13 protein-coding genes are annotated in these 21,860 nt (G+C 44.8%); 4 read left to right on the top strand and 9 right to left on the bottom strand.

Annotated elements, in window-relative coordinates; genetic code table 11:
- Positions 1-175: 175 nt before the first annotated feature.
- From GO495_RS14215 to GO495_RS14190, 6 genes are all read right to left on the bottom strand, one after another.
- On the bottom strand, positions 176-2,659 hold the full coding sequence (locus GO495_RS14215) for an alpha-L-arabinofuranosidase C-terminal domain-containing protein (RefSeq protein WP_157300362.1): 2,484 nt from the start codon (positions 2,657-2,659) through the stop codon (positions 176-178).
- The gene (locus GO495_RS14210) at positions 2,656-4,839 is read right to left on the bottom strand and encodes a putative Ig domain-containing protein (RefSeq protein ID WP_157300361.1); all 2,184 of its coding nucleotides are present in this window, start codon (positions 4,837-4,839) and stop codon (positions 2,656-2,658) included. The genes GO495_RS14215 and GO495_RS14210 overlap by 4 nt, the downstream gene beginning before the upstream one ends.
- Positions 4,840-4,896: 57 nt before the next feature.
- The gene (locus GO495_RS14205) at positions 4,897-7,134 is read right to left on the bottom strand and encodes a histidine kinase dimerization/phosphoacceptor domain -containing protein (RefSeq protein WP_157300360.1); all 2,238 of its coding nucleotides are present in this window, start codon (positions 7,132-7,134) and stop codon (positions 4,897-4,899) included.
- Positions 7,135-7,171: 37 nt separating this feature from the next.
- Positions 7,172-8,209, bottom strand: a complete 1,038-nt coding sequence (dusB, locus tag GO495_RS14200) for a tRNA dihydrouridine synthase DusB (protein ID WP_157300359.1) — start codon at positions 8,207-8,209, stop codon at positions 7,172-7,174.
- A gap of 38 nt (positions 8,210-8,247) precedes the next feature.
- On the bottom strand, positions 8,248-9,234 hold the full coding sequence (locus GO495_RS14195; protein ID WP_157300358.1) for an aldo/keto reductase: 987 nt from the start codon (positions 9,232-9,234) through the stop codon (positions 8,248-8,250).
- Between the two features lie 115 nt (positions 9,235-9,349).
- Positions 9,350-10,465, bottom strand: coding sequence for a suppressor of fused domain protein (locus GO495_RS14190; protein ID WP_157300357.1), 1,116 nt, complete (start codon positions 10,463-10,465; stop codon positions 9,350-9,352).
- Between the two features lie 244 nt (positions 10,466-10,709).
- Between GO495_RS14190 and GO495_RS14185 the strand changes: the two genes are divergently transcribed.
- Both GO495_RS14185 and GO495_RS14180 read left to right on the top strand, forming a co-directional pair.
- On the top strand, positions 10,710-12,023 hold the full coding sequence (locus GO495_RS14185; RefSeq protein ID WP_157300356.1) for a DEAD/DEAH box helicase: 1,314 nt from the start codon (positions 10,710-10,712) through the stop codon (positions 12,021-12,023).
- Between the two features lie 392 nt (positions 12,024-12,415).
- Positions 12,416-13,318, top strand: a complete 903-nt coding sequence (locus tag GO495_RS14180) for a metallophosphoesterase family protein (protein ID WP_157300355.1) — start codon at positions 12,416-12,418, stop codon at positions 13,316-13,318.
- Here GO495_RS14180 and GO495_RS14175 read toward each other — a convergent pair.
- Positions 13,308-14,309: an App1 family protein gene (locus GO495_RS14175; protein ID WP_157300354.1), complete on the bottom strand. Its 1,002-nt coding sequence runs from the start codon at positions 14,307-14,309 to the stop codon at positions 13,308-13,310. The genes GO495_RS14180 and GO495_RS14175 overlap by 11 nt on opposite strands.
- Before the next feature lie 45 nt (positions 14,310-14,354).
- Between GO495_RS14175 and GO495_RS14170 the strand changes: the two genes are divergently transcribed.
- On the top strand, positions 14,355-15,221 hold the full coding sequence (locus GO495_RS14170; RefSeq protein WP_157300353.1) for a diacylglycerol/lipid kinase family protein: 867 nt from the start codon (positions 14,355-14,357) through the stop codon (positions 15,219-15,221).
- Between the two features lie 99 nt (positions 15,222-15,320).
- Positions 15,321-17,762: a carboxylesterase family protein gene (locus GO495_RS14165; RefSeq protein ID WP_157300544.1), complete on the top strand. Its 2,442-nt coding sequence runs from the start codon at positions 15,321-15,323 to the stop codon at positions 17,760-17,762.
- Positions 17,763-17,803: 41 nt separating this feature from the next.
- Here GO495_RS14165 and GO495_RS14160 read toward each other — a convergent pair whose 3' ends face one another.
- Complete coding sequence (locus GO495_RS14160) at positions 17,804-20,746, bottom strand: pentapeptide repeat-containing protein (RefSeq protein ID WP_157300352.1); 2,943 nt, start codon at positions 20,744-20,746, stop codon at positions 17,804-17,806.
- Positions 20,743-21,849, bottom strand: a complete 1,107-nt coding sequence (locus GO495_RS14155; RefSeq protein WP_157300351.1) for a hypothetical protein — start codon at positions 21,847-21,849, stop codon at positions 20,743-20,745. Before GO495_RS14155 ends, GO495_RS14160 begins: the two co-directional genes overlap by 4 nt.
- Positions 21,850-21,860 lie beyond the last annotated feature (11 nt).

Here is a 21,860-nt window from a genome sequence, read left to right as displayed (position 1 = left end):
ATATGTAGTAATAATACTACGTATCTATTAACGAACAACGGCTCCTTATGAGTCCTTTCTTGTTAAGAAAATATCAATACACTTAAAAAATGGCAAATGAGCATCTTCCGTTAGCATCGGGAGTCACGCCTGTTAGTTTGGTTTGTACATGCGTATTAGTTATAAGCATTCTGATTTAATCATGTTTACTCTTTAGTCTTAACACATTTACAGAATATGGGGCCAGTTGCAGGTTAAATGAACCGGAATTGACCGGTATCTGATGTCGTACCGGTATATATGCTGCAGGTTTTTCAAAGGAGTTCTCCGAAACCTCACTGTCTGAGGCAAGTGTTATTAAGGTCGCGGTCTTATCGATTGTCGCCGTACTATCCAGTTTTATCGTTGTATTACAGGAAGTTGCATTTGCGTTCACCACCTTAACAATAATATCCCCGGTGCGCTCCTCTCTCCCTGCAATAGCAAAAACTTTTACAGGCTCCCGGTAACTCATCAAAAGCTCATTGTCGAGATAACAATCCACCTGATCTGCCTTTACCTCTAAACGGATATCATACCAGCGGTCTTTTTCTATAGGATGCTTTAAACGACGCTGGTCCGTAAGGTCAGATACATCATATCCTCCCGTCACCCTTTCAAATACGCAATTCTGGTTCACATAAGAGCCGATATGTGCCCTCAGGCACGTATTACTGTCCTTTACTGCAAAAGGGACAATAAAGGCGTTAAAACCGTCCTTTTTGCGTGCTTTTAAAGTGAGTGTATACGTATCGAATGATTTACCCTTTAAAACAGCCATTAGTTGTGCGCCTTCCGCCGTCTGTGACAAACTGCTGTCCTGCACTGACCATTTACCTCTTAATAACTGCCAGTCCTCAGCTCTCTGTATAAAATCACTTTTGTATAACAACTGGTCCCCCTGCCGCACCTCAATATCCTTATATTCACTTTGTGTATCCCAGGTACTTAATCCTATCCCCCCACTGAAAGCAGGTGCTGTTGAAGGGGCTGTCGTCACCGTAGTGGCCAGGTTTACATCAGGTCTGTTCTCATTAAACATTTTGATAGCATAATAAGAGATCCTCGCAAAACTTTTCGCTGCATCAAAATTGATCAGGTTCACCGGCCAGTCAATATCATGTACATTCACCAGCAACGGTGCATAACTCGACATCTTCACCAGATCGGAATTTCTTTCCATCGCCATCATATACACCGCATCACTTAAAGTAGCTGCCATATTACCCGTCCCTACTCCGGCATTCGTTGCATACTCTCCTACATACATCTTCCAGTTACCTCTTTTGTATTTGTCAAAATGGTTATCATGATTAAATGACCAGTAAGCTCCCTTATAGGCATGTTCATCTGCCAGGTCTATATGATGCATACTATCCATCGTATTCCTGTTCACATCCCCTATTCCCATACTCGCTATAATTTCTATCTGCGGATAGCGTTTTTTAATCGCATCATAAAAACGGTTATAACGCAGGGCATACTCCGGCCCATGTTGTTCATTCCCTACTTCTACATATTGTAGCGGAAAAGGCTTCACATGCCCATTGGCTGCCCTTACCTTTCCCCATTTGGAAGTAGCCGGCCCTATTGCATATTCTATCGCATCCAGCGCACTCTGAATAACACTGTCTATATCATTGGTGAAAGTACCACTCCTGTAATCACAGGAAATCCCTACATTAAATACATACAAGGCTGCTGCATGAATATCCTCGCAAAATTGCAGGTATTCGTGGTAACCAAATCCATCGGCCGACCAATACCCCCACGGACTATATGTACCAGCCCGTTTCTCTACAGGCCCCAGTGTACGTTTCCAGTCAGGTGCACTTTCAATATTAATCCCTTCTACATAACAGCCACCCGGCCACCTTATAAAAGCAGGTTTTAAATCCGCTATGTAATTCGCAAGGTCTAACCTTAAACCATGTTGCTTAAATGTCTGTTGCGGAAACAGCGAAACAAAATCAAGATAAGCGACACCTGTATTACCAAAAGTTAATACAAAGTGCGCAGCAGGATCTGATTTAACAGCTGATAAGATAGCCGAATATTTTGACCATCCCTTTTTATTAATATCCGTAAAAGTATAACTGGCTAAAACATCTCCATTAGAGGATTGCAGAGAAGCTGTAACAGGCCCTTTATAATTCCTTGCATAGAATTGCAGTACATACTTATTCCCTGCTATCGTATTAATCCCCCAGAAGCCTTCATTCATCAGGCTTGCATTTTTTGCTTTAATATTTACTTCCAGAGAATGATAATTCAATGGTTGTTTATCTGTTAATGCCAGTTGTATGCCATCCGTGGCTGACCAGGAAGGCCACTCACTTTTCACCGGCCATTCCATTTTCCAGTCGCTGATCTGATGACTTGAAAAATGAGGCGTTCTTTTGGGTACGATGAACCCGTCTTCCAGCGTAGTGCCCTGCGGCAGATTGCTTTCCTCAAAACCACGGTTCTGTATCAGCTCTGCATATAATCCTCCTTCACCGGCATGACTGATCTCTTCAAAAAAGATCCCATGTAAAGTGGGAGATATCCTCGCCCCCTGCTGTTGTGTATTTATATTAATCACTGTTTGTGCATTCGCTGCGCTGCAATAAACAAGGGCAGCTATCAACAGTTTTTTCATTTTATCAGCTTTATCAGCATCACGCCATGTGGTGCTATCGATTTAGTAAAAGAGGATTGCAACACCCCCAGATCTTTCTGTCTCCACACATCACGAACAACATGATAATCATCCAGTCCCAGCGATTTCCAGTTCACCGATATAGTACGCCTGGTAGTATCCATATTAAAAATGCCTACGGCTTTACCGCCATCTGCCAGGTCTTTCACCCATACATTGGCAGATACCCTTTTTGCCTGACTGCCCAGTTCATCCTGGTCTATCGCCAGCACTTCATCATTCGTCAGCAGGTTCAATGTAAAGTCATCCAGTTTATCCAGATCACATCCTATCAGTAAAGGTGCAGATAATAAACACCATAAACTCACATGCGTATACTGTTCATCCGGTGTTAACCGGGAAGCATGTAAATTCTCTCCCCATCCTACTTTTCCTACAATCATCATATCAGGATCATTCCAGTGACCAGGGCCTGCGTAAGCCTGTAATTTATCCTGACTAAACCCTATCCGTTCCATACTCTCCCACGTATCTTCTATATCTTCTGTTGTCCGCCAGGATTGCCCGTCCACTTCTCTTCCCCATTTCCACACATCCTTCAGGCCATACTGACAAATGCTATAAATAATATCCCTGTTTTGTTTACGCAACGCTTGCTGCATGATCCGGTAAGGTTTAATATACCCTTCCAGGGAAGTATCCGCTATAGATTCATAACTGCACCAGTCGTATTTAAGATAATCAACGCCCCATCCCGCATAAGTACGTGCATCACTTTCCTCCTGCCGGTAAGAACCCAGGAACCCGCCACAGGTCAATGGGCCGGGGGATGAATAAATACCGAACTTCAACCCGCGCTGATGTAACCAACTGCCCAATGCCGGCATATCCGGGAACTTACTATTCGTAACAATACTGCTATCCGCAGCCCTGGCAGGCGCTTCCCATCCATCATCCACGTTGATATAATTCCAGCCATGATCGGCAAGTCCTTTATCCAGCATTGCCTTTGCAGAGCTTTGTACTTTTTCAGCACTCACATTTATACCCCAGCAATTCCAGCTGTTCCATCCCATTGTGGGTGTAAAAGACAGTGTATCGCCCGCTTTAATGACAAAATTCTGAACAGCGCTTCCTTTTGCATTACTAACGTGTATGACTGTCTGATAACTGCCTTTTTTATCCAGTATCCCGGTGATAATACCTGTCTGCGTATCTAATGCTAATCCGGAAGGAAGATGATCTATGTGATAAGTTAACGGTTTAATCCCGGTAGCTGCTACCTTAAATAAAAACGGAGAGCCTGGCCTTACACCATATACTTTTGCAGAATTGATACGGGGAACCAGAGATACAGGAGGTGTAAGGATATAAGGAAATGCCTGCTGATGATATACCTGTAAACCACTTCCCTTTTCTGTAAAACGATAGTAATAAGAAATGCCTTCCTTATCAGGCACATTCAATGCAAATGACAACTGACCGTATGCTGGTAATTGTACTGCTACTGTATGATCTTTATACTCAAGTGTACCGGATACAGGCGTATTAAAACGGTTATGTATATGCAAAGGCTGCGTAGCCATCCCATTCTTCCCATACTTAATTTCATCTACCGGCATAGTGATATCGAGTCCGTCCGTTCTTTCCAGCATATCAATATAAGGGTCTCCCATAAAAATACCACCACTGCCACCACCATCATAATCACGGACGGCTATCACATTATCCTCATCCCAGTGAATAGCCGGATTGTTCACCGCTACATGATATTCACGCACGGCAGGCCATTTGCTTACATATCCGCCTTCATCTTCCGGGAAAGCGCCCGTTTTGCCAATCAGCACTCCATTCAGATAAGTAGCATCCACATCATTGATATGTGCCAGGAAAATACGCAGGCTGTCTTTCCAGAACCCGCTATTCTTTAATGAGGAAGGGATCTTTACATGAATGCGGTACCAGGCACACCCATGATAACCGTCATAGCCCTGCTCCTGCCATACATGCCCTGTACGCACCTGCTTCCAGTGCCCATCATTATAGGAAGATAAAGCCCATGCAGCAGTATCACCGGTAGAAAAACGGGCAGCCGGTAAAGATATAAAGTTGCGGTGCTGGGCAAATGATGACAAGCTTATTGCAAGAGTAAATACTATCAGCCAGGGTTTAGTCCACATACTGTAAACTTCCCAATCTTATAGCAGAATCCATTAACCGATATTACCCGGCTTTGCTTACATTTTATCATTTAGTGAAGTATACGCTTCTTCCGCAAACAGGATGCTGATGTGCAGTCCGTTATCATTCCTGATGGAAAGTGTGGCTTCCAGCTGTTCACTCAGGGTAGTGATCAGTTTCATTCCTAAAGAGTCTACTCTTGTTACCTCTTCAGAAAGGCCGATGCCATTATCGGCAATACTCAACAGGATCTCTCCTGTTTCGGTATATAATAATTTTATGGTGATGATACCCGGACTGTTATCCGGGAAAGCGTACTTAATGGAGTTCGTAATCGCTTCATTTAAGATCAATCCGACAGGTGCTGCCTGCACGGCTTCCAGTTCAATGTCATCCAGTTGCAGATCGAACTCCACATTCCCTTCCCTGATCAGACTATCACTTAAATAGGTGATCATATCACGGACATACTTCACCATATCAATAAAAGCTATTTCATCTGAATGATATAATTTCTGGTGGATAAGGGACATCGCATACATCCGGCTCTGGCTTTCCCTGATAGCTGATATGGCAGCTTCATTATCGAGGTAGGCAGATTGCATGTTAAGCAGGCTGATAATAAACTGTAAATTATTTTTAACCCGGTGATGGATCTCTTTTAATAGCCATTCTTTTTCATTCAGCAGTTTATTCTGACTGTTAATCAACTCCTGCAGTGAAAGATTCTGCAGATTGATTTTCTCCTGCTGTGCTGTGAGCTGAATATTGCTGCGCTGTTTCAGGCGGTAACGGTTATACCCCAGTCCTAACAGTAATACCAGCATCACAGCGCCGCCAATGATCGCGTTCCTGGTCGTTCTTGCCTTTGCCAGGGATGTTTGCTGTAACTGTCCCTTTTTTATCAGCAACTGAATATTCTGTTCCTTTAGTTTGAGATCCTGGTCTTTTTGTTCTGTTTCATACTTCACTCTCAGTTGTGATAACTGCTGACTCTGCGTTTGATAATATATTGAATCATTCAGTTTCCATGTTCTGCGCAGATGTTCAACAGCCGATTTGTAATCCCCCTGCGTAGAGTCCATCACATACCATTGATAATGGTTTTCTGCCAGGTCTTTAGGCGTATTTTGTTTTATACAATACGCTTCATTCTGTAAAAGATATTTGCGTGCCGCAGCAAACTGCCGGGTTTTCAGGAAAAAAGGAATCACCGATTTATATACAACATACTGTACCGCATCATCCTTTCCTCTGCGGGAAGACAATTCCAGCGCATGATCACAGTATTTTTGCGCTTCGGCATAATTTTTCATATACCGGTAAATGATCAAAAAAGTAACATCTCTGTATATTTGTTCCTGTATGTCATTGGTGGGATATCTTTTCACAACGGACTGCTGCAAGGCCAGCGCTTCTTCCAGGTTGCCGCCCATGCGGCATAATAAGCCAACAATATTTCCGGTAATGATCAATACGGAAGATCTGTCTTTATACCGGTCCGCAATGGCAAGACCAAGATTATAATTCCTAAGCGCCTCTTCAAACTGATTTAACTTCCCATAAGTAAGGCCCACCCGGTTATAAATAGTACTTAACAATAAACTGGAATCTTTGTTCTCCTTTGCGGTTTTCACAGCCAGCAAACCGTATTTCAGCCCTTCCTGGTAATCAGACATCATAGTGGCTACAATGCCCATCAAATCATACAATCCTTCCATGTTCGACTGATAGCCTATACTTTTGTAGGCATTCACTGCCCTGTTGAGATGTATGGATGCTTCCGGGTATTTCCCCAGCATACCGTAATACTCACCAATTCCTTTTTCAATATCTCCCACCCGCTTTTTATCCCCCAACTGATAAAAATAGGTAACGGCCTGTTCGCAGTAATGGGCTTTAGCAGTTACCCCTTCATCTGTATCATTTGATTCATATTCTGCCAGTTCTCCATATGCCTCACCCATCCCCGCTTTATAATCGTATTCCTTAAAAATGTCCATGGCTTTTTTCAGATAAGCCCTTCCCTTCTCCGGTTGTTGCATTAAACGGTAAAGAGTAGAGTACATCAGGTAACTATTACCTGTTCCCAGGGAGTAATGTATCCTGCTGCTCAATGCTTCGGCCTGCGCGATGAAAGAACGGGCAGTATCCAGTACAGCGGGAGTTTTGTCTGTTTTACGGATGTATTGCCAGGCACGGTCCTGCAACTTGCGAACACGGGCAGTATCCTGTGCAAAAGCAGATATAGAGAGGGCTAACAGTAAAAGACAGAGGAATGTATACCTGAACATTGGCGATGATTATGGCTGTTCTTATAAAAATACATTTTTACAATGAACAGTTTTCATGATAATTGATCAGTTCTATGGGAGTCTGTTCAAATTCAAAACCCCTGTAAGCTATCAGCAGATCATCAAGTACTGCTTCAACTTCCAGCGGATCATCTGTGGATACCAGTCTTTTGCGGAACAGCGCAAACTCCGGCAGGCCTTTCAGGTAACTGATATAATGACGGCGCATGGCATATACACCGGATTCGGAGCCACGCCATTGCAATGATTTACGTAATTGTCTTTTACAGACATCTACCCTTTCCGCCAGTGTAGGCGCAGGTAACAGTTCACCGGTCCGTATGTAATGTTTTACTTCGCGGAAGATCCAGGGATAACCGATCGCAGCACGACCTATCATAATACCGTCTACACCGTAGCGGTCTTTGTATTCCAGGGCTTTCTGCGGACTGTCAATATCTCCGTTGCCGAAAATGGGAATGTGAATGCGGGGGTTGTTCTTTACTTTGGCGATCAGCTCCCAGTCGGCCGTACCTTTATACATCTGGCAACGGGTACGTCCATGGATGGCAAGGGCTTTGATCCCAACATCCTGGAGCCGTTCTGCCACTTCTTCTATGTTTTTTGTATGATCGTCCCACCCCAGCCTTGTTTTGACCGTTACGGGGAGATTAGTGGCTTTTACGCAGGCTGCGGTTAAGCGCACCATCAGGTCTATATCTTTTAGTACACCGGAGCCGGCGCCTTTACTAACGATCCCTTTAATAGGGCATCCGAAGTTAATATCCAGCAGGTCCGGTTTGATCATATCTACGATCGTAGCTGCCATACCGAGCTTTCCCTCATCGCCTCCAAAGATCTGTATGCCCACCGGGCGTTCTTCATCGAAAATATCCAGCCTTTTACGGCATTTGGCGGTATCGTTAATCAACCCTTCACTGGAAATGAATTCCGTATACATCAGATCGGCCCCATTATCCTTACATACCACCCGGAAAGGGGGATCACTTACATCTTCCATTGGCGCAAGCAGCAAGGGAAAGTCGGGCAGCACGATGTTATCTATCTTGATCATTATATGTATCCGGGGATTGTTCCCGGAGCGCAAAAATATCAGTTTTTATCTACAAACTTGTAGTTCGCCTCGTTGTAGCGGTCGCCCGTATTGGGATATTTGGCCAGCAGGGCTTCAATTTCCTGTAAATCACTGGTATTCAGCACTACATCTACAGATCCCGCATTATCCAGCAGGTATTTACGGCGTTTAGTACCCGGAATAGGGATGATATGCTCTCCCTGCGCCAGTACCCATGCCAGCGCCAGTTGAGCAGGTGTGCAGTTCTTAGCCGCCGCAATAGCAGCAAACCCTTCAGAGAGCTTACCGTTGTTCTCTGCATATTCTCCCTGGTAACGGGGCAGGGATTTCCTGAAATCATTGGCAGCCAGTTCGGATACATTCAGCGCATTGGTGACTAACCCGCGGGCCAGTGGACTGAAAGGCACAAAAGAGATACCCAGTTCTTTACAAAGAGGGATGATTTCCGCCTCCACGTCTCTTGTCAGCAGGGAATACTCACTCTGCAAAGCGCTGACAGGGTGAACAGCATGCGCTCTGCGTAAAGAATTAGCAGACGCTTCAGATAAGCCGATATAACGGATCTTACCCTCTTTTACCAGGTCGGCCATGGCGCCTACCATTTCTTCTACGGGTACGTTCGGGTCTATACGGTGTGCATAGTACAGATCGATCACATCTGTCTGTAAACGCTTTAAACTGGCTTCTACCGCTGTTTTCATATAAGCAGGAGAGCCATCAAATGTGGTGAGTTTATTGTCTTTATCAGCGCGGAAACCGAACTTGGTAGCAATAAAGATCTTGTTCCTGTTTGGTTTCAATACTTTAGCCACCAGTTCCTCGTTTTTACCGTTGGCATATACATCAGCAGTATCCCAGAAATTGATACCAATTTCCAGCGCTTTTTCCAGTGTGGCAATGGATTCCACGTCATCAGGTTCCCCATAGGCATGATTCATGCCCATACATCCCAGTCCTATAGCCGATAATTCCTCCTGTGTAGCGCCTAATCTCCTGTATTTCATATATTTAGTATTTTGATATGCAAAGATCGGACATCTGATAGTATCCGAAACACTATTTTAAAAGGAAGCCTCCTTCATGTCTCCTTCATACCTGAAGCATACCTGAAGCATGGCGCTACTGCTGAAATATCTCGCTCCGCCGGTTCACCACATGCGTAATATCATGTTCTATCATCTTTTCCAGCAATTCATACCCTCCATTAGGCTTCCTGTGAGCAAAACCCAGTTCCAGGGGGGTAATAGGACTAGCCCAGTACAGATTCACCTTATCCCCGTACATTTCAGGCAAAACAAGGCTGTCCCCGTTATACAAAGCCGCAGACAATACCAGGCTTTCAAAAGGCGCTGTCAACTTCGAAGAACCAACTGTATGCCCTTCTCCCAGCCAGCTGATATGCCTCCATGGGATATCCGCGAGAACAGACAGTCCTTCTGCCATCTTCATAATCTCTTCTTCTGTAAAATCTGCTTTATTGATCGCTATCCCCAGCTCCATGCGCCGGAAAGCAGATGCATTCTCGTTATACAGGTAAGCTACCCAGGGCATAGGGCGGATGCTCACCCCCATCGTCATGAAATAAACAACGTTATCCTTCTCAAACTTCCCCATCGCCATAGGTGGCCATTCCTTATTATCAATTGCATAATACTGCTGCATTTTACCAAAACGACTTTCATACGCACTGATAAACTGCTCCTGTATTACCGGCCAGCGCGGTTCTTCCACGCTTTCCCATTCTGTACGGAACTTAACGGCTTCCGCTACACGATCATACTGTTCATTGCTGCCCCGTTCTCCCAAAGGGAACACCAGTTGCTGTTCATCCACATTTATACAATCGGCCGCATAGGCAGCCGGTTCGTCCACATACAGGCTCCAGCCCGGAATTACTCCTAATATCTCCCCATCATACAATACCGCGGCACCATCATCTTCCGGCATCCATACAATGGATAACCTGGAAGCTACCAAAGGCTCTTTGCCTTCCGGGTGATTACATAACCTGGCAGCTAACATAGGCGCCATCCCGTTTTCCATCGCCGCACTATCCCTTGCCGGAGGACCAGCCTGCAGATTACGTAACCAACAGGCACGCATACGGTATTTCTTGCTTATCAGTTCTGCCGTGTACAGGTAAAAATAGGCGGTACGTTCGTCCTGCTCTACCACCGCATACAAGGTATGGCGGCTGTTAGGCTGTTCTATCAGTGTTATTGGTTCCTGGCTCATAATGAGATGCAAGATAACTACTAATCATTAAACGTGCTGCCCCTCTCAATTACAAATGCTGATGGAAAAACTCTTATAAGACATTTTGTCAATAAATTAATGTACATTTGCATAACTTTTATTCTCTTCCTCACCTACTTTTGTAGTTACCCTCCAAAAATGTGCAGGCTTGCGAGTAAGGCAGGTAAAGTATCAACTGCATTTGATAGCCTTACCATATTTTATCATTAAAAAATCAAATAATTTGTCATTTGAACAATTAGGGCTCATTGAGCCAGTGTTGAAGGCTTTGAAAGATGAAGGATATACTAATCCCACCCCTATTCAACAGCAATCCATCCCTCTTATCCTTGAAAAACGCGATTTATTGGGATGCGCACAAACAGGTACAGGTAAAACAGCAGCTTTTGCTATTCCCCTGTTACAGTTACTCCAACAGGAACAACAGAATGCGCCCCGTAAAGGACCACGCACGATCAAAGCACTCATATTAACGCCTACACGTGAACTGGCGATACAGATACAGGAAAGCTTTGCTGCCTACGGTAAATATCTCGATCTTAAACATCTTGTCATCTTTGGCGGTGTGTCCCAACACGGACAAACAGAAGCCCTCAGAAGAGGTGTCGATATCCTGGTAGCTACTCCCGGCCGTTTACTGGACCTTATCAGCCAGGGACATATAAGCCTGAAAGATATTAAATTCTTTGTGCTGGATGAAGCAGACAGAATGCTTGACATGGGATTTGTACATGATGTAAAACGCGTCATTACCAAATTACCGGAAAACAGGCAAACATTATTCTTCTCCGCTACAATGCCTCCGGAAATACAGAAACTGGCAAACGCCATCCTGCATGATCCTTCCAAAGTAGAAGTAACACCCGTTTCTTCCACTGCAGAAACCATCACACAGTCTGTTTACTTCGTTGGCAAACAGGATAAACGCGGTCTGCTCCTTCACCTGCTGAAAGAACATGATATTAAAACTGCCCTGGTGTTCACCCGTACCAAACATGGTGCGGATAAAGTAGTGAAAGACCTGCAGAAAGCAAATATCACCGCAGAGGCCATTCATGGTAACAAGTCGCAAAATGCACGTCAGCGTGCGCTTTCCAACTTCAAATCACAGCATACAAGAGTACTTGTAGCTACTGATATCGCTGCAAGAGGTATAGACATAGATGAACTCGCACACGTGATCAACTATGAATTACCGAACGTACCGGAAACATATGTACACCGTATCGGCCGTACCGGTCGTGCGGGCGCTAACGGTACTGCCTACTCTTTCTGCGATGGGGAAGAAAAAGCATACCTGCGTGATATCCATAAACTGATCGCACGTAATATCCCGGTAGTGGAAAATCATCCTTACCACGATAGCCATGTAGCTGCACCTACCTTCCGTGGTGTTGCTCCTAAACCACAAGGCGGCGGCGGTGGTGGAAGAAGCAATTTTTCCAATAACAACCGTCCTCAGCGTGGTAATCAGCAACGCAGCAGCAGCAGCAGTCAGCCAAGAGCAAGGCAGACCTCTTCAAGATATGAGAACTAAGTAACTGATTATACTTATCAAGCCGGTCCCCATCAGGGGACCGGCTTTTTTTATTGTAAACCCAAACCAGCATTATCTCACCAGCAGACAGATTTAAGACACATTAACAGGTACTTGGATTCTAAGAAGTATTGTTAAAAAAAGGGATTGAACAGGTATTGATAAGGTTCATCCTACGTTCATCCTACGTTGCGAACGTAGGATGAACGTAGGATGAACCTTATCAATACCTGTTCAATGCTACTTCATATAGGGTCTTATTATAACCTGTGAAGGTGTATTATACTGTTCAGGTATCATTTTTATAATGAGTTAAATATTCTTTATATAGATACTCTCTTTACAATTTCATAACCTGCCCTCAATAACCCGATATATATCTTTGTCCTGTCATGGAAAGAAGAACATTACTCAAAGGCCTGGGACTGGGTGGCCTGATACTCTCCTCCCCGTTTTCATTTGCGGCAGAAAAGGAAAAAGAAAAACCGGTTTTGCGGGTGGCCCATCTCACCGATATTCACTTAAAGAATAAATGGAATGCGCCGAAGCATTATGCCGACTGCCTCCATCATGTACAGCAGCAATCGCCCAAAGTAGATATGGTCCTCAACGGGGGCGATATTGTGTTTGATATGAACAAGGAAAACATCACCACCATTGATGAACAATGGAAACTCATAAAATCCATCACGGCCGGTGAATGCAGCTTACCTATCCATTACGCGATAGGGAACCATGATATATGGTGGGCTGAAAACAACAAGGGACAGGCGGTATATGGTAAACAATATTCCCTGGACCAGCTGCAATTATCTTCCCCTTATTACAGCTTTGTAAAGAATGGCTGGAAGTTTATTATACTGGACAGTGTACACCTGGATATTGATAATACCTGGTACATCGGGAAACTAGGCGATGAACAATTCAGCTGGCTGGAAAATGAGCTGAAAACAACCAGCATGCCTGTATGTGTCATGTCTCATATTCCTATTCTCACCGCTACCCTGATGATAGAAGATGATATTGTAAACAAATGGCAGATGCTGGGGGGAGATATGCATACAGATACTTCTAAAATCATCAGATTATTCTATCAGCATCCGAACGTAAAATTATGTTTAAGCGGGCATATTCACCTGCGCGATAAAGTAGTGTACAACAATGTTACCTACATCTGCGATGGGGCCGTTAGTGGTGCCTGGTGGGAAGGGAACAGAAGAGAAACAGCGCCTGGTTATGGTTTGATAGACTTGTATGCAGATGGAAGTTTCTCCGAACAATACGTTAACTACTAACCCGGATCAATCCGTTACTGCGTGAATGTGCGATCGCTTCTTCACTATGACGGAAATAACAGCATGGGATACCTTTGGCGCTTATCTCATCTGCCAGCTGTTTAGTTATAGCATAACGGCTGCTACGGATATTCCGGAGATAAACGGCAATGATCTGCGAAGTAAAATGCTCCGTCAGCGCTTTATAAATATTGGGATCTTCCTGTGTATCATCCCCTAATAGCACAAAACGCATATGCGGATAATGCAAGAGGATACGGCTGATACGGGTAAACTTAGTGGCATGTTTCTGCTGCCCTGTTTTCAGCAGCTGATGCAACTCTTTTATCTCGCTTAACAGGTACGCTCCTTCCGGTAATCCATTGAACCGGGAAAACTCAAGGATATAATCATACAGGTTCCACTCACTGCTGGACACATAAAAGAAAGGATTCCCTGTCTGGTTTAACAGCCGGTAATGCCGTGCTACTCCCTCAAAGGGTTTACGGGTTCGTGCATTACGGGCGAACAGCACATGCAGGCGTTTAAAAATAGTGGCAGTATGCGATACCAGGAATGTATCGTCAATATCAGATACACAACCGAACGTACTGCGTTGTGGAATTATGACAACACCTGTTGCACTGGTAGCCGGTCCCGGTTCCACATTTGTAATACTCACCGTTACCTCATATATCCCCGCCGCAGGCATCACCACGGGTATCCATTGCAAATGGAAAAACCCGTCCTTCCCCGTGACGCTTTCTATCACGGTCCCTTCCCACTGCATTTGTACCGTAGCGCCCGCACGGGCCTTTACCAGGAACAATCGCAGCAATGACAGTGCATTGAACAGGATAAACCGGCTGTAACGGGTGGCTGGCAGCGGTCCCCAGTCAAGCACATGCCCGTAAATCTCCATCTGTTCAACCCCTCCAAAACCGCGGTATACCCGGATGTGAAGTCTGTTTTCTATTCCTAACCAGCGTAATATTTTAGTCCAAACCAACATTCAGGCGTTTATTTTGCAGTGAACAGTTAACTTAGTAAGACAATTATGCGACTTCTTTTTGTAATTAACCCACGATCCGGCGGCAAAAAGAAGGCCGATCCTGAAACAATGGTAGAGAATTATTTCCGGGAACGGGAAGAAACTATCCAGATTTTCCGGATGAACGGCCAATCCGAACAGGAAATACTTCTTCATCACCAGATCAATCAATTCTGTCCGGATTGCGTCATAGCGGCAGGAGGTGATGGTACCGTGAAAATGGTGGCAGAACAACTCCTGAATACATCCATTCCCATGGGTATACTGCCCACAGGATCGGCTAATGGCATGGCTATGGAACTGGGAATACCTGCCGGTCTGGAAGCGGCAATGGACATCATATTACAACATAAAGCAAGAGAAATAGACGTTATCCGCATTGAAGGCAAAGGCATTTGCATACACCTGGGAGATATCGGACTAAACGCCCTGCTGGTAAAGAATTTCGAACAAAGAGGCATCCGTGGTAAACTGGGCTATATCCTTTCTTCTGCCAAAACCTTTATGCAAAGACAACGCCTCGATGTACAGATAGAAAACATGGGAATGCATGTCTCCCGCAAAGCATTCATGATTGTCCTTGCCAATGCCCGCATGTATGGTACCGGCGCCTGTATTAACCCCGACGGGGACCTCAGCGACGGTTTATTCGAAGTAGTTATAATACGCCAGTTATCATTAAAGGAAATATTCAAGATGATGGTCCGTCGCAGCCCCTTCGATCAGCAAAAAGTAGAGATCATCCATGCTAAAAACGTAACAATTACTACCGGAAAAAAATCTCATTTTCAGATAGATGGGGAATACCTTGGTAAAATAAAACATGTAAAAGCTGCGATCGTCCCCAAAGCACTTAAAATACTCATTCCCTGATCGTGCATTTACCGCTCTTCAAATTACATACTGCTCTGGCAAAAAACTATGTACTACCTATTCATCCGCTTTCTATTTTGTAAGTCAAATTAACTTATGATGCGGAAGATTGTATTTATACTGGCATTGTTCCAGTTCACAGGTCTCAGCCTGATGGCACAACAGGCATACGTTTTCAGGGATGGATTGATCAGTGGCCCTTGTCACCAGTATGGCAGGACCGCCCTATTTACCGACCAGCTGGCGGGCCTCATTTGTGAGGGACAACTGAAAACACCTATAAATGGCGCTGCTTCTTTTACAGATGATAAAGGCAAAGCCGGTACATGGCAACCTGTCAAAGCAGATGATGACGGCTCTTTTGCGGGTCGTGCCATCAACAACGGATATCTCTATGTGTCCTACAACTCTCCCAAAGCCCAAACAGCTATATTAAATATTGCCGGTCATCAGATGGTATACGTGAATGGTACGCCACATGCAGGGGACATGTACCGCTACGGGTGGATGTACGTACCGGTAGCCCTGCACAAAGGCATCAACGATTTCTATATCAGAACAGGCCGCAGCTATGGCAGAATGGGTATCAAAGCACAACTGATGTTCCCGGAAAAACCCGTGTACATCAGCACCGCAGATTCTACCCTGCCCTTTGTCGTATCCAACAAAAACAACAGTGAACTGTGGGGCGCTGTAGTGATCATCAACACGACTTCCCTGCCGCTTAAAAATCTGCAATTACAGGCTACTGTAGCGGGTAAAACATTGACCACCACCCTTCCGGACATTGCGGCGCAAACCACCCGTAAAGTGGGCTTTAAAATGGATGCTTCCGCTTTTAAGGATGGCAACTGCTCCCTCACCCTGCTCAATGCGAAAACGACCATCGATCATAAAACGATTACGTTAAAACCTGTTAGTGATACCCTTCATTACAGCAATACTTTCATAAGCGAAATAGATGGCAGCGTACAGTATTACAGTGTATCGCCACAATCCAACCCCGATGGCAAAGCGCCTGCGCTCTTCCTCTCCGTACATGGTGCGGAAGTACAGGCTATCAACCAGGCCAGCGCTTACCGTTACAAAGACTGGGGCGTACTGGTAGCACCTACCAACCGCCGTCCCCGTGGTTTTAACTGGGAAGACTGGGGCCGTCTGGATGCCCTGGAAGTGCTGGACATCGCTACTAAAAAGTTCCAGCCTAACCCCGAAAGGATCTACCTTACCGGTCATTCTATGGGAGGCCACGGAACATGGTACCTGGGAGCCACTTTTCCGGGCAAATGGGCGGCGATCGCTCCTTGTTCCGGCTACCCCACGCTAATGGGTTACGGTTCTGCTGACGGGCTTATTCCGGACTCTCCCCATAATAACACGGAAAAAGTGCTGTTACGCGCCAGCAACCCAAGTAATACTTTCAAACTCGCTACCAACTATAAAGCGGCCGGTGTATATATCCTGCACGGCGACAGTGATAAAGTAGTATCCGTAGATTATGCCCGCCAGATGAAACAGGTCCTGGCCGGTTTCCATGCGGATTACAGTTATTATGAATACCCGGGCGGGGAACACTGGTATGGCGACCAATGCGTTGACTGGGGCCCCTTATTCCAGTTCTTTAAATGGCATACCATCCCGGCAGACAGCAGCATCAGCATGGTAGACTTTACCACCGCCAACCCTGCTATCTCTTCTGCATATCACTGGGCGCATATTTTACAGCAGCAACATGCGCTGGAATACAGTCGCCTGCAACTCTTCCGTCACAACAATACCATCACTGGTACCACTACCAACGTGCAGACACTGGCTTTTGATGTAAAAGACCTGCCTGTAGGCACTACTACCAGCATCGTACTGGATGGCAGGCCTGCTCTCAGCTACACCCGCAAAGCAGAAGATACCAGCATCTATTTACATAACGGAGCAGCATGGACTCAGGGCGCAGCGCCGCTCTCCACTGAAAAAGGCATTGCCCGTAACGGTACTTTTAAAGAGGCATTCAACCACAGAATGGTATTTGTATACAGCACCGGTGGTCAGCCGGCAGAGAATGAATGGTCTTTGAACAAAGCCCGTTATGATGCTGAAACATGGTACTACAGAGGAAATGGTGCAGTAGATATTATTGCGGATAAAGATTTCGATGCTACTAAATATCCGGACCGCAGCGTAATTATTTATGGTAATGCCAGCACTAATAAAGCCTGGAAACAACTGTTGCAAAACAGCCCGGTGCAGGTAACCCGCGGCAAAGTGACCGTAGGTACACAGGAATATACCGGCAACCGGTTTGCCGCTTATTTCATCTGGCCAAGGGCGGATAGTAAAGTAGCTTCTGTAGCAGTGATAGGCGGTTCCGGCCTGCCAGGTATGAGAGCGGCTGACGCGAATCAGTACTTCGCCGGTGGCAGCGGATTCCCGGACTACATGATCTTTAGTACAGATCTCTTAAAAGGAGATATGAATGCAGTGAAAACAGCAGGTTTCTATAATAATGAATGGAAACTGGATGATGCAGAGAGCATTAAGAACTAATCAAAACGGGCGTCAATTACTTTTGACGCCCGTTTTAATAATTAAGGAAACCTGGAAGCCCTTAACATCTCCTCCCATGGTCTTCTCTCCAACCGGTTGGTAGAAAACTTCATTCTATTAGGGCAGATCGTATCAGGCCCAAAAACGCTGTTACTGCCATCAGCTCCGCAATCCTGGGTGGTGGTACCACTTTTGGCAAGTACGGTTGACTGATAACTACGTATAAAAAATTCCGGCTGTCGTTTATCATTGATCTGTACTACACGCAGATTCGTGCCATAGAAAGATACATTGCCGCTGGATTGTTTTATCACTTCGATCTTAACATAACCAGTATCCTGGTTGTCAGGATTCAGCAAGTCATTATCAATATTCCAGCTATCAATAACAGTACCTTTGCTGATCCAGGCCTGGGTTCTGAGACGGACACCTGCTTTGTCCAATATATCTTTCAGCTTCGGGAACAGTGGCTGCATATATAAACCACTCATGCCTCTCGCACTGTACCCATACCATACCCTGTATTCTTTGATGCTGCTTTTTTGGGAATCAGTTTCTACTATACGCCAGGTTTTGCTCTTATCAATCACTTCAATAACCGCATCCGTAGAAAAAATGCCGGCAAGATCCGTATAAAGTGATAACAGCGAAGACATACTTTTATCGTTCAGCGTTTTAATGCACGCATCAAGCGTATCCGTTACAGCCACTATTGGGCTCTTTTTGTCAGTAGCAGGAAATAGCAGTATCTGATTTTTAAGTGGACTGTATTCTATTGTATAAATGATAGTTTTGTCAGTAATACTCCATTGTTTATCCCTTTTAACAACGGTTAATATAGCTTCTTCTGAAAATGTATCTCTGAAAGCCGGGATCTCTTTTCTTAACCGGGGCATATTACAGGAATCATTCAAAAGACTGCAATACCTGGTTATAGCATCTGCTATCAGCGGTTCGGTCACCTTCTCCAACTCGTCCAGCAACGCCTTGTGCTGGGACATGGAAGCAGATGACGCCAGCAGGAAAACGCCGGCAGTTTTTGTCTGCGCTATATTAACAGATACCGCTGAACCAGATAGCGTAACACCATCCAGCTGAGTACCCGTAAAAACGGCCCCTTGCAAATTGCAGTCATTCAGTATGGCTTCTGTCAGGTTAGCGCCCGTTAATTTGACATTAATAAGACTGGCCCCATTTAGTACCGCTTTATACAACACCGCCTGAGTCAGGTCAATACCAGTCAGATTACTGTTAGACAGTTTGATGCCTTGTAATTTAGCGCCGATAATTTTGACATTGGGTCCATATAATTCAAGCTTCGTGGCAGTAACATTTCTCAGGTCCGCCTGGTCAAGATTAGCATCGATCATGATCGCATCTGAAAGTGTGGCCGCACTTACAGGCCTTGAAACAATCAATACGGTTTTGCTATCCGAAGAAGTCCATTTAAGCACCTGATAGGAAACAGAACTACTGCCTTCTGTATTAATGCTCCATGCCATACCTGCTATTTCTACCTTTATAAGGGCGCCTTTGGGTGATAAAGAATAACCATATTGCTTGAATATTTCAGCAATGCCATAAGGGTCCAGTAATGTCAGATGTTGTAGTAATCTTTTATACGTCTCTGTTCCTTCCAACATTTCAAACAATGTTGAAAAAGCTCCCATCCGGGCCCCGCTAAGATTTGCTTTCTTAAATAAGGCCCCGGTAAAGTTTGTATTATGCATGGCAATTCCACCCGATAGCAATGCCTCTGTAAGATTAACATTGCTGAAATCCCCATTCATCATTTCTGCCCCGTTGAACTTTGACGGTGTACTAACTTTGCTGGCCGATATATATGGGCCGAGGTCTGCATTGATAAACAGCGCATTGTTCAGCCGGGCATTTGTAAAGTCGGCTCCCTTCAATACCGTTGCAATATTCAGCTCCTGACTATTGCTGAAGCTCGCTGCATTCAGTACAGCTCCTGCAAAGATTGTTTTCTCTCCTTTCACTGCTTTTAACCGCGCCCTGTTCATCACGGCATTCTTAAAAACAGTGTCGTTCAGTGTGGCACCGCTAAAGTCGGCATCATCCAGGTGGTAACCCGTAAAGTCCCGTCCGGAAAGGTTACTGTGTACTGCCTCCAGGTAATCAAGATTAACAGTAGCATTCAATCCTTGCAGAACCGTCTCCCGAAGGTCAAGATAGGACCATTCCTTATTCAGTGTGGAAAAATTGAGTGTTGCGTTTCTGAAAGAGGTGAGGTTATTTCGTTCCCTGGAAAAACTGGCAGGCTCACTGAATATACAATTGGTAAGGTTGGTATTATCGAAAATGGTACCATCCATTCTTGCATTCAGAAATGAGGCATTGGTTAACACTGCTCCGTCCAGGTTGGTCCTGGTCAGTATCGCTTTGTTAAACACAGCGCCAGGCATGACAGCTTTGGAAAAGTTGGCCAGTGTAAGGTCGCACTGGTCACCAAAAATAGCGTCGTGCAGGATGCTTTCGATGAACTTTGCACCGGTTAATATACATCTGTAGAAATGGACATTGTCAAGACGCACTTTAGACAGATCTATTCCGGTAAGATTGGAATTCCTGGCAATAAGATCACCAGGATCGGCTGGTATCTCTTTAATAACAGCATTGGTAAGATCAATACATTTCCACAACAACCCTAACTGCTTAAAATTGACGGTGACCTTGATCAGTTTAACCGGTTGTTTTACATTATCACCAAATTTGGGTTTATTATCAAACACAACACTGGTAAGGTCCAGCCCTGAAAAATCAGTACCATTTCCCATTTGCGCACCTGTAAGGTCCGCCCCCTGCATACTGATGACTCCTTTGAATACGGTGCCCTTCAGTATTGTATTTTTCATGATTGCCTTCCGTAGGTCCAGGCCCTCAAGACTTTGTCCACTTAAATCCTGTCCCGTTAAATCATAGGGAGGGTCTCCTTTCGGCTGATAGTTGTTCGTCTGCATCATGCTTCAATTGGAGTTGCTTTTAAAGCCTTGTTTAATGCAGCACGTGTATCGCTTTTACGTTCTGATAAAGGCTGACTACTTTCCGGATCAACCAAAGGATAGTAGGATATTGTAGAAAGCAACCCTAATTGCCGATTCAGGCTGGCTGCTATTGCCGTAGAGCCTGGAGACGCACTGGTAGTTTTATTGATAACACTGATCAGGTCCCTTACAAACGTCTGTAGTTGCCCGTTATTCCAGCCATACTTCCCATCAGTTTCGCGGGCATCGCCCAGGTACATAAGAACAAAATAAGTGAGCTGGTTAATGAATTTTTCTTCCGGGTATGCTTCCGTAGAAGTATTCACTACAACAAGTTTATTGACAAAAGCAGTCATCTTCGTATCGCCTGTAGCCAAACCGGTTAACAGGTGTAAAAGAAACAAGTAACATTTATTATCCATAGTGGTCAATGCCTTCAGTGCCCCTAAGTCTGCTTTTTGCTTGCTCCATAAAGATGTGATGCTTCCGGTAACCGTTGAAATACCGGTCCATTCTTTCATTATCCTATCCTCAAACGCATGCACTTCGATTACACCTTTTAGCAAATTACTGACGCCTTTATTAATGTATGTCGCTGATGGGTTACTATCTCCCCATGCCTTGAGTAATGTTTCTGCTTTGGTTTTCCACTTAGCAGGGTGTCCGGGCAATCCTACCCCCGGATCCGTTTTGGTATCCTGGTCGTCCTGATCCCAATACTTCCATCCATGATGATAGGTATACCACCAGTTGTACCATTTTGTTTCACCGCGATAGTAAAAACAATTGTCTATCCCCGTGTCATGTACATATCTCCGGTATTTGAACACCTGGTACATGATGTCTATCTTGTCTACACTAACAAGACCATCAAAGAAACTGTCATACCAGATCAGGCATTGTGAATTTTTGACATTCGGGTAGTTATCCGAAAGCCATTCCACCATTGTGAAAAAAGTTGTAATGTCCTTACTGGCTATCGGAGTTGTGAGCTGGAATGTATTTTGAAAAAGGAGCATCACACGTAGCGCAGCCAGTTCGGAAGATACAATTGCATATTCCGTTTGTGTATTATTATGCATTGGATAGTGTT

Source organism: Chitinophaga oryziterrae (assembly GCF_009758125.1).
Classification (GTDB): Bacteria; Bacteroidota; Bacteroidia; order Chitinophagales; family Chitinophagaceae; genus Chitinophaga; species Chitinophaga oryziterrae.
This window is presented reverse-complemented; position numbering and strand designations above follow the sequence as displayed.

Coding starts and splice junctions, on each gene's coding strand:
- GO495_RS14160 (WP_157300352.1), bottom strand. CDS start 20,746: ATGATGCAGACGAACAACTATCAGCCGAAAGGAGACCCTCCCTATGAT.
- GO495_RS14180 (WP_157300355.1), top strand. CDS start 12,416: ATGGAAAGAAGAACATTACTCAAAGGCCTGGGACTGGGTGGCCTGATA.
- GO495_RS14165 (WP_157300544.1), top strand. CDS start 15,321: ATGCGGAAGATTGTATTTATACTGGCATTGTTCCAGTTCACAGGTCTC.
- GO495_RS14190 (WP_157300357.1), bottom strand. CDS start 10,465: ATGAGCCAGGAACCAATAACACTGATAGAACAGCCTAACAGCCGCCAT.
- GO495_RS14175 (WP_157300354.1), bottom strand. CDS start 14,309: ATGTTGGTTTGGACTAAAATATTACGCTGGTTAGGAATAGAAAACAGA.
- GO495_RS14195 (WP_157300358.1), bottom strand. CDS start 9,234: ATGAAATACAGGAGATTAGGCGCTACACAGGAGGAATTATCGGCTATA.
- GO495_RS14215 (WP_157300362.1), bottom strand. CDS start 2,659: ATGAAAAAACTGTTGATAGCTGCCCTTGTTTATTGCAGCGCAGCGAAT.
- GO495_RS14205 (WP_157300360.1), bottom strand. CDS start 7,134: ATGTTCAGGTATACATTCCTCTGTCTTTTACTGTTAGCCCTCTCTATA.
- GO495_RS14210 (WP_157300361.1), bottom strand. CDS start 4,839: ATGTGGACTAAACCCTGGCTGATAGTATTTACTCTTGCAATAAGCTTG.
- dusB (WP_157300359.1), bottom strand. CDS start 8,209: ATGATCAAGATAGATAACATCGTGCTGCCCGACTTTCCCTTGCTGCTT.
- GO495_RS14155 (WP_157300351.1), bottom strand. CDS start 21,849: ATGCATAATAATACACAAACGGAATATGCAATTGTATCTTCCGAACTG.
- GO495_RS14170 (WP_157300353.1), top strand. CDS start 14,355: ATGCGACTTCTTTTTGTAATTAACCCACGATCCGGCGGCAAAAAGAAG.